Below are 15,222 nucleotides of genomic sequence, written 5' to 3'. Positions count from 1 at the left end.
TAGTTTGCATCCGGCAACTACCGTTTCCAGATGCAGGCTTTCAGCTATCAGCCATCAGCCGTCAGAAAAAGAGTAAAGCAAACATCACTTAAGCTGAACGCTGACTGCTCTATCCGGAAATCTTGGGTTTCCGAATGAAAGCTAAACACAAATTACAGCCTCAGTCGGTCTGGACCGGAAAAATTTTATAATCTTTTAGGATAAAGTGGGGCGATTGTCCAGCAAAAATCAATAAATCACTTCCTTTAAGAATAGCCCCTGAGGCGGCGCGGTCATCCCGGCCATATTTCGATCTCCGGCCTGGAGGATGTCCGTAAACCTTTCCGGCGTTACCCGTCTCTCTCCCACTTCAACCAGCGTACCTACAATATTGCGCACCATGTGGCGCAGGAACCCGTTGGCCCTTATCTCAAATTCGATTATTTTATCTTTCCTGGTCAATTTTAAACCGCTCACTATGCGGGTTGTGCTCTTGACGGAGCTCCCGCTGGCCATAAAGGCGGCAAAATCATGGACTCCCTGCAAAACCGGGAGGCATTTTTCCATGGCCGCAAAGTCCAGGTCATGGGGAACAAACCAGGTATAGAGGTGGTGGAGTGGAGACCTTATCCGCTCATTCAATATGTGATATAGATATACTTTCTCCAAGGCCGAGTAGCGGGCGTGGAAACCACCGGGGACTTCGCATACCTCTTTTACCGCGATGCCTTGAGGGAGGAGGCTGTTTAGCCCTCGTAAAAACCCATCTACCGGGATTTTAGAGGCGATCTTAAAGTTTGCTGCCTGGTTCATGGCATGCACCCCGGCGTCCGTACGTCCGGATCCGATTACCTTGGCCGCCTCGCCGGTCATGACGCCAATTTTTTCTTCCAGGACCTCCTGGATGCTCAGGCCGTTTACCTGCCTCTGCCAGCCGCAATAGGCCGTACCATCATACTCCAATATTAGTTTGATGTTCCGCATGGGCCGACTCTTACGGAAAGAGCGGTATCCCTGTCAACCCTGTAGTCTCCGCCAGGCCGAACATAAGATTCATATTTTGTACCGCTTGGCCGGATGCCCCCTTGGTCAGATTATCTATAGCCGAGAGTATAATCACACGACCGGTGCGTTCGTCCACCTTCAGACCGATGAAACAATAATTAGACCCTTTGACATGGGCGGGTTGCGGGTAGGCGCCTTCCGCGCAGATCTTTACAAAAGGGGCCTGGTTATAAAATTCTTCGTACTCCGAGATCAAATCCCCTGTGGTCTGCCGTCCCTTTAGATCGGCATAGATGGTGCTCAGCATCCCCCGGCCCATGGGCGCCAAGTGGGGTGTAAAGGTTATGGCTATTTCTTCCCCGGCCAGCAGGCTGAGTTCCTGCTCCATCTCCGGTGTATGGCGGTGGGCAGCTACTTTGTAAGCCTTAACGTCTTCATGCACCTCGCAGAAAAGGCTGCTTAACACGGCGGAGCGGCCCGCGCCACTTACCCCGGTCTTTGAGTCCACCACAATGCTTTTGTTGTCGATAAGGCCCTTCTTCAGGAGCGGGGCCAGGCCCAGGATTACGGTGGTAGGGTAACAACCCGGGTTGGCTACTAGTCGTGCCTTCCTTATCGCCGCCGCATGTAATTCAGGCAGTCCATAGGCCGCCTCGGCCAGATATTCCGGGGCGCTATGGGATTGATACCACTTTTCATATACTCTGACATCTTTCAGACGGAAATCAGCGCTTAAATCAATTACCTTTTTGTCGGCCTGCAGAAAAACCGGGACATGGGTCATGGCCGTCTGATGTGGAACCGCCAAAAAAACGACGTCGGCCGCCCCGATAACCCTTTCAGGCGAAGGGGACTGACACACGATATCCACACTACCTGAGAGCGACGGAAAGACCTTGTGCAGGGGCTGTCCCTCATATTGGCGGGAAGTAGCCACAGCAATAGTAACCCCGGGATGTGCGGATAATATTCTTACCAGTTCCAGTCCGGTATAGCCGGTAGCTCCGATTATAGCGGCACGGATCATAATAACCTCCTCACTGCGCCGGTCATGATGTCAAGAATCTTGCCACAGAGGGCACAGAGAACACAGAGATATCAGTAGGTTAAGGCAGAATTTGGTTCCTTTCCTCCCCGGCTTCTCCAATGTTCTTGTTTGTCCCCAGAAAATAGCTTAATCACAGCCTTGGAGAGTGCATAGGTCCCGGAGGTACCAATAAAACAGTTTCTTTCTTAACTGCTCTGTCTTTTTCTTTTGATTTCTTTACGTTGCTCTGTGCGCTCTGTGTCCTCTGTGGCTTATTTTTCATTAAACTTTTGACATTACCGCGCTGGTAAAAAAAGAGGGCTTGCCCCAAAAGGCAAACCCTCTTTTAGAAGATACCCTGTTACTCAGACCAAATCATCTCTTTGAATATTGGAAGCGCGCCCGGGCGCCCTTTTGTCCATATTTTTTGCGCTCTTTAGCCCGTGGATCCCTGGTCAGCAAACCGGCCTTTTTCAGCGTCGCCCGGTATTCAGGGTTAATTTCCAGAAGCGCCTTGGCAATACCATGCCGAACAGCCCCAGCCTGCGCTATTTTCCCCCCACCGGCGACATTAACCGAGATGTCGAGATTACCCATGGTTTCCGTAAGCATAAGCGGCTTTTTAAGGATGAGTACAGGCACTTCCCCGTCAAAATATTCTTCCGGGGCGCTGTCGTTAATAACCATATTCCCCTTGCCGGGACGCATCCACACCCTGGCTATGGCCGTCTTTCGTTTGCCTGTTGCGTAATACAGTTTTTCTGCCATGCAAGACTCCTGCTTAAATAGATAATTCTTCCGGCTGCTGCGCCTGATGAGGATGGTCCGCCCCCGTATAAACCTTCAGCTTACTGAGCATAGTGCGACCCAGGCTGTTTTTGGGCAACATACCTCTAACCGCATGCCGGATTAGTTCTTGCGGTTTTTTACTTAATAGTTCCTCGGCGCTGGCGGTCTTCAATCCACCTATATAACCGGTATGATGATGATACAACTTATCAGACCATTTTTTACCGGTCAATCTCACCTTGTCGGCATTGACAACAATAATAAAATCACCCGTATCCACATGTGACGTGAAAATCGGCTTGTGTTTGCCGCGGAGTCTGGCCGCTATGTTACTGGCCAAACGGCCTAGAATCTTATCAGTAGCGTCAACTACACACCACTTCCTTTTTATGTCCCTGGCCTTCGCCGAATAAGTTTTCATTACGCTCTCCACTCTTAACATAAAGAATAGACGGGAATAATTAATCGATATACATGGCTTTGTCAAGACAAAATTGTTCTTTGCGGTCAACTTGTTCGGTGTCTTTCTGAAGCGGGCGCAACTTTAAGGATTTTCAGTCCTAACCTTTTCCCCGATCGAAAATGGCTCTTTCGATCTTATAACCAGAGCGGCAGATGTTTCTTCCTGCGTTTGGAGCACCAGGATATTTCCCAGGGAGAGAATTTGCTGGGTGCCTGCGACCTCTTTTGTCTTGAAGACCTCAAGACAAACCCCGGCCTCCAGACCGTCTTTCTTTCCCTTATCCAGATAAACTATATGGTCCTGGGCTATTCTTTCCGCCAGCGGCTCGGACTTAATGATGGTTGCGGCTATGGGGCCGGAGGGACATTTTAACGGTATCTGGGTGGGCATCTCTTCTGAAGACATAATCTGGTCATCAACAGAGATGGCCTGATGCGAGGATATAATTTGACCCGTGGCCGGATTACCGGCCTTAATGATTTCTAGCTTTCCTAGCGGCAGATAGTAATAGCCTATTCTTTCCCGGGTCAAAGGGCGGTACACCATATCCGGGGCACGATATACAGTCCAGGTGCTTCCTTTCTGGAGCAGATCCCCGTCATTGGTGAGATATACCACGTCACCCTGGTTCAGCAACTCTTTGAACAAGGGCAGATCCCGGATGGTCCCTTTTTCTTCCAGCTTCGCTTTTGAGATAAAACCCACGGTATTCATTCCTAAATAGGTAAAGGTCTTGACCGGTGACTTTTCGGGCGATTCCGCGGATCTGGTCTCTATATGGGGTATAGAGGGTGGCGGTACGGAAGACTCGAACTCTTGTTTGGGGGCCTCTTTCTCTATAGAGAGTCGCAGCCGACAACCCGGGAAGACTAGATGTGGATTGGTAATGTGGGGGTTGTTTTTCCATAGGTTGGGCCAGAGCCAGGGGTCATGGAAGAACCGGCTGGTGATATCCCAGAGGGTATCGCCCGGCTGAACCGTGTAACTAGGCGTTTCTGCGCCAACTGTAGAGGCGGCTACTAAAGATAACGCGCAAAACAGGATTAAAGACCTTATGGATACTCTTTTCACTTCTATCCCCTCAGAATCTCGATATGAGAATTTACTATACGAGACTGAATTTATTCAGTCTCGTATAGTTATCGGTATAATAGAAAAGAGCTTTAAGGGTTTTTAAACGGCCGGCTATCAGCTTTCAGTATTCTGACTCCTGACTTCTGTATTCTGATAGCTAAGCGCTCTAAACACTATTTAGATTCCTTTTCGGCGCCTTCTCTCTGGGTTGGAGAGGCCCCGGCGATATAAGACCGGGCGACCTTAACCCTTACTTTATCTGCAATCTCCAGGGTTATCACCTGGTCCGTCAAGCCGGTTACGGTCCCATGCAGGCCGCCTACGGTCAGGACGTTGTCACCCATTTTAAGATTATCTAAAAACTTTCTATGCTCTTTGGCCTTTTTTTGTTGTGGCCTGATAAGTAGAAAGTAAAAGATAACAAAGATGATAATAAGGGGGATAAAGGCGGCAAATCCTCCCCCTTGAGCGCCGGCTCCTCCCGGTGCAGTTCCCATGGCATACGCTGTGTCAATCATTCATTTTCCTCCTTTTGTTTATAGAATTTCCGGCGATATTCAGCGAATTCACCTTTCTGTATAGCCTCACGTATCCCGGCCATAAGTTTCAGAAAATAATGGAGATTATGTATGGTGTTCAAACGGTAAGAAAGCAATTCCCGGGACACATATAAATGCCGCAAATAGGCGCGTGAGTAGTGGCGGCAGGTATAACAACCGCAATTTTCATCAAGAGGGGCCTCGTCATCCTTATACCGGCTATTCTTTATGACGACGGGCCCGGACGAGGTAAACAACATGCCGTTTCGCGCATTGCGTGTCGGCAGAACACAATCGAACATGTCCACTCCGCGCCACACACATTCTATGATATCTTCCGGTGTCCCCACGCCCATGATGTAACGGGGATAATTTTCCGGGATAAGCGGTATGGTTTTTTCTGCCATCTGGAGCATCAAATCCTTGGGTTCACCTACGCTCAATCCTCCCAGGGCATAGCCGTCAAAACCAATCTCCAGGATTTCTTCCGCGCTCATCATGCGCAGGTCGCCGTACATGCCCCCCTGTATAATCCCGAAGAGGAGCTGGTGGTTGGTCTCTTTGGCCTCCTTGCAGCGTCCGGCCCAGCGTGAGGTAAGCCTGGTGGCCTCCCGGGTCTCCTGGTAAGGGCAGGGATACGGGATACAGGTGTCCAGGCACATTATTATATCCGTTCCCAGCGCCTTCTGTATGGCTATGGCCTCTTCCGGCGAAAGAAAAATAGGGGAACCGCTAAGGTGTGATCTGAAATTCACCCCTTCTTCAGAGGTCTTGCAAAGTTTGCTCAGGCTGTATATCTGGAATCCACCGCTATCTGTGAGTATAGGTCCTTCCCAGTTCATGAATTTATGCAAGCCGCCCAGTTTTTCAATAGTCTCATGGCCTGGACGCAGGTAAAGATGATACGTGTTGGCTAAAACGATCTCTGAACCGACGGATTGCAGCTCTTCGGGGGTTAACGCCTTTACCGTGGCCTGTGTGCCCACAGGCATGAATGCCGGCGTCTGAAAGGCACCGTGAGGGGTGGCTACTTCTCCCTGCCGGGCAGAAGATGCCTTATCTTTGTATTTAAGGGTAAAACAGTTATTAGTCATTGGTCATTATGTTTAGAAATCAGAATCTGGAATATCTTTGTTGTACTACTTTCTTCTGACTTCTGACCTCCGATTGAGCACATCACCCAACCCTAAAATATCAACATGGCATCGCCATAACTAAAGAAACGATATTGCTTTTTAACAGCTTCCTGGTAAGCACGCAATATTTTTTCACGGCCGGCCAGGGCGGACACAAGCATGAGTAAGGTGGAGCGGGGTAAATGGAAATTGGTAAGGAGATGGTCTATGGCCTTAAATTTGTATCCGGGATAGATAAAAATATCGGTTAGACCCTGAGGGTTTTGTATCCGGCCGTTCTCATCCGAGGCCGATTCCAGCGCCCTGGTAGTGGTCGTACCGACGGCCACCACAGAATTCCCCCCGGCCCTGGTCTCATGAATAATGCGGGCTGATTCATCACTGATCTCATAATATTCGGCATGCATCTTATGTTGGCGGATATTGCTTACCCGCACCGGCGCGAAGGTGCCATAGCCGACGTGCAGGGTTATAGCGGTTATGTTGACACCCCTTTCCTTTATTTCCCCCAGTACCTTCTCCGTAAAATGAAGGCCGGCCGTAGGGGCAGCCACAGCTCCTGTCTTCCGGGCGAATATAGTCTGATAACGCCGGACGTCCTCCGGGGAGGGATGGCCATCCCTCTTAATGTAGGGCGGAAGAGGCGTTCTACCGAGTTCTGCCAGGATATCCCCGATATTCCCTTCCCAGAAAAGGGCCATCCTGATCTGACCGGCCCCGGCCGATTCTAATACCACACCATGTAAAGATTTGCCAAAATGGATCTCATGGCCGGGCCTGAGTGTCTTGCTCTTCTTTGCCAGGCACATTACCTTGGCCTGGCCGGGACACCCATTTTCCGGTTGCGGAGGGCTTAGAAGGAGTATCTCGACTGTCTTATCGTTTGTGGCCCTTCCCTGCAGGCGGGCCGGGAAGACCTTGGTATCATTGATTACCAGGAGGTCTCCCTCCTTAAGGTAAGATGCAATATCCCGAAAAAGGCGATGCTCTATCCGGTTATTTAGGCGATCAAGGACCAGAAGCCGTGAGGCATCTCTTTGTGGCGCTGGATGCTGGGCAATGAGGGATTCAGGAAGCTCATAATCATAATCAGCTAACTTGAACACTATTTTTACGGCCCTTAGGCAGATAACTTCCTGTTGAATGCTTACAATTCGGGGACATGGAGAGAACCGGAGAATCCTCATGGCAGGTGAGTACATCGGCCATGACCTTTAACGAACTCAACGCATAGGACGGAACTGTATCATCAAGCAGCGCCTTATGTCTTCCGGACAGGGTGTTTAAAGGTGATGACTTAGTCATAAGCCGGATCGGATAAAGGTACAAAGATTTTCGGGAAAGATATAGGCCCCTGTCCAGGTCCAGGACACTGCAAAGATAATCATCCATCTTAGTAAAGGCAGACTGCCCTTTTCTCCGGTATTGGCACGCAGATTTAATAAATAAATTATATTTCCGGCAACTAATAGAGCAGTCAGCCAACCATTCCCAGTAAAGATGGTTTACTCTGGTCGGCAAGGGAGTGCATCCCGCGAGATGGGGGATGAAATACCCGTGCGCCACGGTGTCGGCAGCTAAGTGGGCAAAAAATCCGGCCGCAAAGGCGCGCTCCTCATCTGTCTCTGCCCCATCCCGGATGAGCATACCGGTTTCCCAGTTGTGGTATTTTCCGCCATTGGCTCTATAGCCTTTTCCTACGAAAAAATCAGCGCTTATTGATCCATAGAGAAACTGCTGAGAAAACCTCTTCAGCAAGGAGCACACGGATGGCAGAAGGATGGCCGCCCCGGATAACAATGTGTTACCAAGATAAAGATGCATGGCCGGCCCCCAGGCCAGGGCCAAGCCTGGGCACAGGAACACAAATGCAAATAGTAAATAGGTTATTCTGGCTAAGTATATCTTCATATTCCGATCTCCGCGTCCCGAACGACGCCGAGGCTATTCTCCACCATTTTTCTTATTTCCGCAAGACCAAAAATCTCAACGGCATCCTGAAATAGCCAAGGAAACAGCGAAGATACGCAAAAGCGAAAGCCCCGCGCTCCTTTACATCCGCCTCAATTACGTTGTTATGCTCAGGCCCCTTGTTCTATGCTTTCGCCAATATGTTTAGCAGGGATAATCCTCTGTTCAATATCGGCCCAAATTTTACGCTTCATCATTCTCAAATCATATTCGGTTTGCAGATTTAGCCAAAACTGAGCTTCAACCCCAAAATACCGCTGTAGTCTCAACGCTGTGTCAGCTGTGATGGCCCTTTTTCCATTCACAATTTCACTTATCCTATTGGGGGGGACCGAAAGATCACGCGAAAGCTGGTTTATGCTAATACCCAAGGGCTCTAGAAAATCCTCGCGGAGAATCTCACCTGGATTTATTGGCTCTAGAATATTGTTTTTTCTCATAGGAACACCTCAGTGATAATCAGTAATTTCAACATGGTACGCATTGCCGTCCTGCCATTCGAAACATACGCGCCACTGCTTATTGATACTGATAGCATATTGACCTTTTCGACTCCCGGAAAGAGCGTGAAATTTATTTCCTGGGTTAAGCATCAACGCCTCTATGCTGGGAGCAGCATGTAAAACCAGGAGCCGTTTTCTTGCCTGCCTTTCAAAGGCTTGGAAACGGCGTACCCGTTGATCATTAAATAGTTTTTCAGTATCTCGGCAGGCAAATGCTTTAATCACATCTGAAATATATTACGCGATACGTAATATGTCAACCGGCATTCCTATCGCAAGCATAACGAGTCTATAGAAAAACCCCTCGGAATTGTTTGAGGGGTGAAATTAGGGGGTGCAAAACCCCTACCGATAGGGAGATCGTCGATCCCGGGGCATTCTGTGAAGCCGATTTTCTTCAGGACTCATCTTTGAAGTTCTCAACGGACTTTTTCTACAGATTCAACGATACGCTCCAGCGGTTGGCCTGGAGCGGAGCGGAAGGCCAATCCTCCTGCAAGCGTTTGTTAGCCCTTGCCCTTTAAGAACCTGTAAGCTCGACCCAGATTAATGCTTATTCCTCCGAGGAAAGGAATGCTAATGGAAACGGTATCGAGTGCGTCTGCCAGTGCCCTTATCTGTGGGCCAGCTTTCACGATTTCTTCGGCCATGCTAATTGATTCATGCATCAAATGTTGATCCAAATTTTTCTTATACTTGTTTGTGTTAAGATTTCTCGGAACATCGCGTTCCAAGTAGAGCTCGGTAATGCTGTTGCTAACGTACTCCGGCGAAGGCTTCTTTAGGTTCTGTGCAAGCTCGAAATCTACAAGTCGAGCACGAATATCATCGTCCTTGCCGATCGTAAAAATGATGTTTGGCGGCATCGGATCGTTATGGAGAAGTTGTTGGCTATTTGCCTTTTCCAATTCACTCCTTAGCTCATGCATAGCCGCCAACATTGCTTTCAGAACGTCGTTCTCGAACGCCACTATGTTAATGTCGTAGTTCAAGAAGCAGCCGGTCTGGGTTGCGAAGGGAACACCAGAGATAAATTCCATAATCAGAACGTCGTCTCTGAGAACACGCATTTCCGCCTGCAGTGGGCTAACCTTACATCGGTCGACCAAAAATCGTATCGATTCCTCGTGCGAAAGGGGTTGGGGAACAAAGTCGAAACCTTGAGCCCTAAAATCTTCCAGCATGGCCCGTTCATGAGTTAGGTAGTAACCGCGCTCGCAGAAATACAAGGGATCGTCTCCTACGCCCATCCCAAGCATCTTGATGCACAAGTCACTATGTGGATGCCCGTAGAGCCCAGCTTTAAAACCAGGAGCGAACCTAATCCAACCTGTTCGCCGCAAATCAGATAGTAGTTCGTCGTAGACCCAGAATCCAGATGCGAGATTATAGAATCGGTTATCTCCTTCTATTGGATGCAAGACCGGGCTGTGCACCATAGCCTTAAACTGATTTAGGGATATCGGCTTGATTGTGTCCCTCATTGTGATTTACTTTCGTTTGCGGCTAACGCTCGGGTTGATAGGTGCGCGAGCGCTTTTTTCGCGCATCCTCATCAAACCCGATGTTACACATTGGTTCAATTCAAGTTAGGGTGAATTTGCACTCAGATCATTTATAGTATGTTCCAGTCCTGCTAATGCAGAAAGTGCAGTTCCTCTATTGCAAAATATGTTTTTTCGTACAGAAACTCCGGGATGAATTAAATTTCTAAAGTCACGTGCTATCCTTATCTGGGTTGCAGTTTCCTCTTTAATCAAGCTGAGATCGGCAGCGACTTCTGTTAATGAATGGAGCGACCATTTATCAAGATTATTTCCGGGGGACTTACTAAATGTACCATTTGAAACAAGGGCGTTTATAGATGTCGATATTTTGGATGGATCGGCATCTTGCACCGAATGCAGCACGTAAAGCAAAACGGCCTCAATTGTTGCTCCAGCAAGTACTGTCGCGGCTTTCCATTCACCATTTTGAACTGCTTGATTAGCTGAGCTAATATCAATTCGAAGACTATCTCTCAACTCTTGAATAGATATGAAGGTTAGATCAGATGTTGATTTTGATACACCTTCATCAGGACATTTTGAAAGAGCATTTCTGATTATGGTAACAGGATTGAGGTTCCCATGACCGTGTATGTGATCCAAGCCATAATCACGAAGCTTCCATGTAGATATGGTGTTCTTTAGGGCAGTGACAGCCAGTTGGAGCGCTGTGTAATCTTTCGGGTCAAGTATTAATAGCTCTGCAGGAATCTGATATACAAGTTCAACTATCGCTGCCACTTCATTTTGATATGTTCTATCAACCGAAAAACGACCTTGCTGAGAATCTTTTTGATCTCTTACAGCAGGAAAGACTTGATCTATTACTTCCACAACCTGGCTTGGAACGACTCTTGGCATGTAACCTCCCAAATGGGACATTTATGTTTAACATTATAAATTATATCGACTCGAATTTTTTCGTCGAGATCTGCATTTTGGGGTAATCATATAAGAATTTGCCGTATAAGACAATAAGATAAAATGTGTTTAAATATTAGAAAGATAGGAATGAGATTGCCACGTCGTCCGCCTAGGCGGACTCCTCGCAATGACAGGGACGTGTTAGAGTTTAATCTTTGTGAGTGATTGGCAGGTTAATAAGGCACAAAAAAGAGGGGCTGGAATCGGTTCCAACCCCTCTTTTTTTCATTTTATGGTCGGGACGAGAGGATTTGAACCTCCGACCCCAGCGTCCCGAACGCTGTGCTCTACCAGGCTGAGCCACGTCCCGACACCGTTATTTTATACTACGTTGTCTCAGGATTTGCAAGGACTCTTTGACTTATATCCTTCCATATCCAGCGTGACATAGGTAAATCCCAACTCCTGCAGGCGCTCCGTAATGTGCTCGGCGCGATCCTGTTCCATAAAGAGTCCGACCTGCCCGGCTTCGGTCTCAATACGCGCCGTGTCCCCATAAGACCGCACCCGAACCGGATTATAACCCAGGTTTTTCAGGTACGCTTCGGCCCTTTTTACGCGCTCCACGGCCTCAGCCACAATCGGCTGGCCATAGGGAAAGCGCGTGGCCAGGCAGGGTGAGGAGGGCTTATCCCAAAAGGGTATGCCCAGTTGTTGGCTTAACGCCCGTATCTCGGCCTTGGTGAGATCAGCCTCACTTAACGGGCTGCGTACAGAGAGTTCAGCCGCGGCCTTCAGACCGGGCCGGGAGTCCTGTAAGTCATCGGCGTTGGTTCCGTCTATAAGGCTGGTTATACCTTGGTCTCCGGCGTGGTTCAAAAACAGGCGGCAAAGCGCCTTTTTGCAGTAGTAACACCGTTCCGACGGGTTTTCGGCAAAGCAGGGGATTTCAAGGGGATCAAAGTCGATAAGGTGCTGCGCCGTTTGGGTCTGCCGGGCGATCTTTTTGGCATCTTCCAGGTCATCTTCGGGCAGGAATATGGATACGGACGTCAAGGCCAGTATCCGGCCGGGGATTACTTCGGCCGCCACCCGGAGCAGAAAGGCGCTGTCGATACCCCCGGAAAGGGCAATAGCCACCCTCCCCATTTTACTCAATATATCCCGCAGGCATCTGAGCTTATTTTCCATGCACACCGGGGATGGGGTTTTGCGGCTCTCCAAGTAAAAATTTTCCTTCTTCTATCCAGCGCTTGAGTGTCTCGGCAATCTCCCTGGCCCGTGGATAACTCGACAACGGGGCGGCAGGCACTTCCTTTCCGTTTACAACAATCGAGCCGCTTTTAAGCTGGGCATAACTGACCTCACCATAGGTCTTTGAAATGCCGTTTGGGTAGTCATATCCATAATCGACAACTTGAGTAAAAATTTCCTCATCCGAAACGCCGGTATAATTTGCTATCTCTTCGTTTAGTATGGGAACCGGCACGCCAATGCCTACGGCTAAGGAGCAGCCATAACCCTGTATGCTGACCCCGACCAGCCAGCGCGGGTTCATCTCCTTTAAGTCGCCCATGACCATAAGCGTTCCCGCGGCCTTTTTGGGAACACCGCCCGGCGTGCGGGGCACATCCGGGTTATGCTGAGTCCCCGGGCCAATGATGTAACCCTGTGCGCCGCCTATAAATATCCTGGTCCCCAGGCCGATAGTCTTATAATACGGGTCGTTCATTAGCGGACTTAACTGGCCGGCCGTGGCGTAATTGGCATTCCCGGCCCGTGGCCGAAGAGTGCCCATATAGGTATAGATAGTCCGATCGGATAGGTTAACGGCGCAATTATAGTTCTGATAACAGTTTCGCGGACTGACGAGAATGGCATTTGGTAAGTCGCGAAGCGTAACCTCTTTTTCCAGCTTCCTGGAGGGATAGCAATCTGTACCATAGGCCTGGGCCCGCAACTGTACTTTCCGGCCGGCTACCAAGTCCTGGATTACATGGCCGCCTCCATACCTGAATTCACCCGGATAGACCTTATTTAAGGGATCGTCTTCGGCCGGCTCTGTAGCCCCGATATAGATATCTACCGCCGCCAGGCCGCCATAGGCCGGGACGCTATTCAGCCAGACCCTGGAGGCTTTTATAGTGGGAACGCTCTGGCCAAAGTTGAGGAAGGCGCCAGAAGAGCACATCGGCGAGAATGTTCCGGTGGTCACTACATCCACCTTTTTAGCCGCGGCCACCGGCCCCTTCTTTTTGACCAGAGGGATCATCTCTTCTGCGGTCAGAATTACCGCTTTGCCCTGCTTGATCTTAGCGTTTATTTCCTGGATGGTCTTGGTTACCTGGTATTTGCTCATATTAGATCCTTGATATAACGAATTCTATCCGGCCGGGTTTTTAATAAGTTCTTCAATAGCCGATGGATCGGCCAGGGTGCTGGTGTCTCCCAATTGGTCGAATTTGCCCTGGGCAATATTTTTTAAAATCCGGCGCATAATTTTCCCGCTCCGGGTCTTGGGCAGCGCATCGACAAACCGTATTTTTTCTGGAGCGGCTATCGGGCCGATCTTTTTACGCACGTGTTTTATCAGCTCGCTTTGGAGATTTTCTCTCCGGGTTATTCCTTTTTTTAAGATGACAAAGGCATATATAGCCTGACCTTTTATCTCATGCGGGTATCCCACCACCGCTGCCTCCGCCACATCCGGGCAAGAGACTAAGGCGCTTTCAATCTCGGCAGTGCCCAGCCTGTGGCCGGAGACATTAATGACATCATCGATGCGGCCGGTAATCCAGAAATATCCGTCTTCGTCCCGTCTGGCCCCATCGCCGGTGAAATATACGCCCGGAAACTGGGAAAAATATGTCTCCTTGAATCGCTCCGGGTGGCCATAGACGGTGTGCATCATACCCGGCCAGCTTTTTTTGATAACGAGGAACCCGTCTTTGTTTGCCGGACATTCCCGGCCGTCCGTATCAATTACCGCGGCATCCACCCCAAAAAAGGGAAAGACGGCTGATCCGGGCTTAAGAGGCGTAGCCCCGGGGAAAGGCGAGATCAAGGCCCCGCCGGTCTCGGTTTGCCACCAGGTGTCCACTATGGGGCAGCGCCCCTGGCCGATGACCCGATGGTACCAGAGCCAGGCTTCCGGATTGATAACCTCGCCTACACTCCCCAGGAGACGCAGACTGCTTAGATCATGCTGCTCAGGCCATGATTCTCCCTCTCTGGCCAGGGCCCGGATAACCGTGGGCGCGGTATAGAAAATACTGACTTTATATTTTTCCACTACCCCCCACAGGCGATCGGGGGCCGGATAGACAGGTGTCCCTTCGAATAAAACACTGGTGGCCCCGGCAGCCAGAGGTCCATAAACGATATAACTATGGCCGGTGATCCATCCGATATCCGCTGTACACCAGAAGGTATCTTCTTCACGAACATCAAAAATCCACTTCAAGGTCTCAAGCGCATAAAGCAGATAGCCGCCTGTAGTATGCAGCACCCCCTTAGGTTTACCGGTGCTCCCTGATGTGTAAAGTATGAAAAGCGGGTCCTCTGCATCCATTATCTCGGGTTTGCATACAGGAGAAATATCCGGCGCTGTCATCTCGTCATCCCATAGACTATCCCGGCCTGGAACCATGTCTATGGGGATGCCCGCCCTCCTGCAGACAATACAGGATTCTACCTCAGGACATTCGGCCAAGGCCGCGTCTGCATTCTTTTTTAGTCCTATTACCTTTTCTCCCCGGAAAGAGCCGTCTGCCGTAATGAGCAGCTTAGCCTGTTCGTCATTGATGCGGTCGCGTAAGGATTCGGCGCTAAATCCGGCAAAGATGACCGTATGGATAGCGCCAATGCGGCTGGCGGCCAGCATACTGATGGGCAGTTCCGGTATCATGGGCAGGTAGATGGCAATGCGGTCACCCTTTTTGATGCCTTTCTTTTTCAGGACATTGGCAAACTTACAGACCAGGTAATGAAGATGCTGGTAAGTAAGGGTCTGCTCCCGTCCCCGTTCTCCTTCATAGATGAGGGCCGCCTTATTTCTTCGGGATGAGTTTAAGTGCCGGTCCAGGCAGTTATAGGAGGCATTCAGCTTGCCGCCGATAAACCAGCTTACCCTGGGTTCGTTAAAATCGGCCTCAAAGGCCTTGTCCCACTTTCTGAACCAGGCAAGATCTTCTGCCATCTCGCTCCAGAAGCCTTCCGGGTCGCGCAGGGAACGCCCGTACATCTCTTTGTAGTCTTCCAGACTCCTTAGGCGCGCCTTTTGCCTGAATTCAACCGGGGGGGCAAAAATCTTTTCTTGCTTCATA

General features: G+C 49.7%; 16 protein-coding genes and 1 tRNA gene. All 17 read right to left on the bottom strand.

From position 1 onward, the window contains the following. Positions 1 to 228: 228 nt before the first annotated feature. The 17 genes from truA to acs all read right to left on the bottom strand — a co-directional run bounded on the left by truA (position 229) and on the right by acs (position 15,221). A complete protein-coding gene (gene truA, locus RDU59_04415; GenBank protein MDQ7837721.1) occupies positions 229 to 963 on the bottom strand; it encodes a tRNA pseudouridine(38-40) synthase TruA in 735 nt (244 codons plus the stop codon). A 10-nt stretch (positions 964 to 973) separates the two neighbouring features. Continuing rightward, positions 974 to 2,011: an N-acetyl-gamma-glutamyl-phosphate reductase gene (argC, locus tag RDU59_04410; protein MDQ7837720.1), complete on the bottom strand. Its 1,038-nt coding sequence runs from the start codon at positions 2,009 to 2,011 to the stop codon at positions 974 to 976. Between the two features lie 375 nt (positions 2,012 to 2,386). Beyond that, a complete protein-coding gene (rpsI, locus tag RDU59_04405; protein MDQ7837719.1) occupies positions 2,387 to 2,779 on the bottom strand; it encodes a 30S ribosomal protein S9 in 393 nt (130 codons plus the stop codon). A gap of 13 nt (positions 2,780 to 2,792) precedes the next feature. Further along, a complete protein-coding gene (gene rplM / locus RDU59_04400; GenBank protein MDQ7837718.1) occupies positions 2,793 to 3,221 on the bottom strand; it encodes a 50S ribosomal protein L13 in 429 nt (142 codons plus the stop codon). A 123-nt stretch (positions 3,222 to 3,344) separates the two neighbouring features. Next, positions 3,345 to 4,334: a LysM peptidoglycan-binding domain-containing protein gene (locus RDU59_04395; GenBank protein ID MDQ7837717.1), complete on the bottom strand. Its 990-nt coding sequence runs from the start codon at positions 4,332 to 4,334 to the stop codon at positions 3,345 to 3,347. A 176-nt stretch (positions 4,335 to 4,510) separates the two neighbouring features. Further along, the gene (gene yajC / locus RDU59_04390; GenBank protein ID MDQ7837716.1) at positions 4,511 to 4,855 is read right to left on the bottom strand and encodes a preprotein translocase subunit YajC; all 345 of its coding nucleotides are present in this window, start codon (positions 4,853 to 4,855) and stop codon (positions 4,511 to 4,513) included. Next, positions 4,852 to 5,970: a tRNA guanosine(34) transglycosylase Tgt gene (gene tgt / locus RDU59_04385; GenBank protein MDQ7837715.1), complete on the bottom strand. Its 1,119-nt coding sequence runs from the start codon at positions 5,968 to 5,970 to the stop codon at positions 4,852 to 4,854. Before tgt ends, yajC begins: the two co-directional genes overlap by 4 nt. 92 nt (positions 5,971 to 6,062) lie before the next feature. After that, on the bottom strand, positions 6,063 to 7,118 hold the full coding sequence (queA, locus tag RDU59_04380) for a tRNA preQ1(34) S-adenosylmethionine ribosyltransferase-isomerase QueA (protein ID MDQ7837714.1): 1,056 nt from the start codon (positions 7,116 to 7,118) through the stop codon (positions 6,063 to 6,065). Next, positions 7,102 to 7,923, bottom strand: coding sequence for a zinc dependent phospholipase C family protein (locus RDU59_04375; protein ID MDQ7837713.1), 822 nt, complete (start codon positions 7,921 to 7,923; stop codon positions 7,102 to 7,104). The genes queA and RDU59_04375 overlap by 17 nt, the downstream gene beginning before the upstream one ends. 170 nt (positions 7,924 to 8,093) lie before the next feature. Then, positions 8,094 to 8,423: a HigA family addiction module antitoxin gene (locus RDU59_04370; protein ID MDQ7837712.1), complete on the bottom strand. Its 330-nt coding sequence runs from the start codon at positions 8,421 to 8,423 to the stop codon at positions 8,094 to 8,096. 9 nt (positions 8,424 to 8,432) lie between these two features. Further along, positions 8,433 to 8,711 (bottom strand): type II toxin-antitoxin system RelE/ParE family toxin, encoded by a 279-nt coding sequence (locus RDU59_04365; protein MDQ7837711.1) that lies wholly within the window; start codon positions 8,709 to 8,711, stop codon positions 8,433 to 8,435. Positions 8,712 to 8,992: 281 nt separating this feature from the next. After that, complete coding sequence (locus RDU59_04360; GenBank protein MDQ7837710.1) at positions 8,993 to 9,970, bottom strand: hypothetical protein; 978 nt, start codon at positions 9,968 to 9,970, stop codon at positions 8,993 to 8,995. A gap of 105 nt (positions 9,971 to 10,075) precedes the next feature. Continuing rightward, a complete protein-coding gene (locus RDU59_04355) occupies positions 10,076 to 10,894 on the bottom strand; it encodes a hypothetical protein (GenBank protein ID MDQ7837709.1) in 819 nt (272 codons plus the stop codon). 296 nt (positions 10,895 to 11,190) lie between these two features. Next, positions 11,191 to 11,267, bottom strand: a tRNA-Pro gene (locus tag RDU59_04350). Between the two features lie 26 nt (positions 11,268 to 11,293). Further along, positions 11,294 to 12,088, bottom strand: coding sequence for an ATP-dependent sacrificial sulfur transferase LarE (gene larE / locus RDU59_04345; protein MDQ7837708.1), 795 nt, complete (start codon positions 12,086 to 12,088; stop codon positions 11,294 to 11,296). Further along, on the bottom strand, positions 12,078 to 13,256 hold the full coding sequence (locus tag RDU59_04340) for a homocysteine biosynthesis protein (GenBank protein ID MDQ7837707.1): 1,179 nt from the start codon (positions 13,254 to 13,256) through the stop codon (positions 12,078 to 12,080). Before RDU59_04340 ends, larE begins: the two co-directional genes overlap by 11 nt. Positions 13,257 to 13,280: 24 nt before the next feature. Then, on the bottom strand, positions 13,281 to 15,221 hold the full coding sequence (gene acs, locus RDU59_04335; GenBank protein ID MDQ7837706.1) for an acetate--CoA ligase: 1,941 nt from the start codon (positions 15,219 to 15,221) through the stop codon (positions 13,281 to 13,283). Position 15,222: the final 1 nt, after the last annotated feature.

Source organism: Thermodesulfobacteriota bacterium (genome assembly GCA_031082315.1).
Classification (GTDB): domain Bacteria; phylum Desulfobacterota; class QYQD01; order QYQD01; family QYQD01; genus QYQD01.
Note: the sequence above shows the minus strand (reverse complement) of the source record. Positions and strands in the feature narration are given on the sequence as shown.

Bases quoted from the DNA above. Each gene is read 5' to 3' on its own strand.
- truA (MDQ7837721.1), bottom strand. From the start codon at position 963: ATGCGGAACATCAAACTAATATTGGAGTATGATGGTACGGCCTATTGC.
- argC (MDQ7837720.1), bottom strand. From the start codon at position 2,011: ATGATCCGTGCCGCTATAATCGGAGCTACCGGCTATACCGGACTGGAA.
- rpsI (MDQ7837719.1), bottom strand. From the start codon at position 2,779: ATGGCAGAAAAACTGTATTACGCAACAGGCAAACGAAAGACGGCCATA.
- rplM (MDQ7837718.1), bottom strand. From the start codon at position 3,221: ATGAAAACTTATTCGGCGAAGGCCAGGGACATAAAAAGGAAGTGGTGT.
- yajC (MDQ7837716.1), bottom strand. From the start codon at position 4,855: ATGATTGACACAGCGTATGCCATGGGAACTGCACCGGGAGGAGCCGGC.
- tgt (MDQ7837715.1), bottom strand. From the start codon at position 5,970: ATGACTAATAACTGTTTTACCCTTAAATACAAAGATAAGGCATCTTCT.
- RDU59_04375 (MDQ7837713.1), bottom strand. From the start codon at position 7,923: ATGAAGATATACTTAGCCAGAATAACCTATTTACTATTTGCATTTGTG.
- RDU59_04370 (MDQ7837712.1), bottom strand. From the start codon at position 8,423: ATGAGAAAAAACAATATTCTAGAGCCAATAAATCCAGGTGAGATTCTC.
- RDU59_04360 (MDQ7837710.1), bottom strand. From the start codon at position 9,970: ATGAGGGACACAATCAAGCCGATATCCCTAAATCAGTTTAAGGCTATG.
- RDU59_04355 (MDQ7837709.1), bottom strand. From the start codon at position 10,894: ATGCCAAGAGTCGTTCCAAGCCAGGTTGTGGAAGTAATAGATCAAGTC.
- larE (MDQ7837708.1), bottom strand. From the start codon at position 12,088: ATGGAAAATAAGCTCAGATGCCTGCGGGATATATTGAGTAAAATGGGG.
- RDU59_04340 (MDQ7837707.1), bottom strand. From the start codon at position 13,256: ATGAGCAAATACCAGGTAACCAAGACCATCCAGGAAATAAACGCTAAG.
- acs (MDQ7837706.1), bottom strand. From the start codon at position 15,221: ATGAAGCAAGAAAAGATTTTTGCCCCCCCGGTTGAATTCAGGCAAAAG.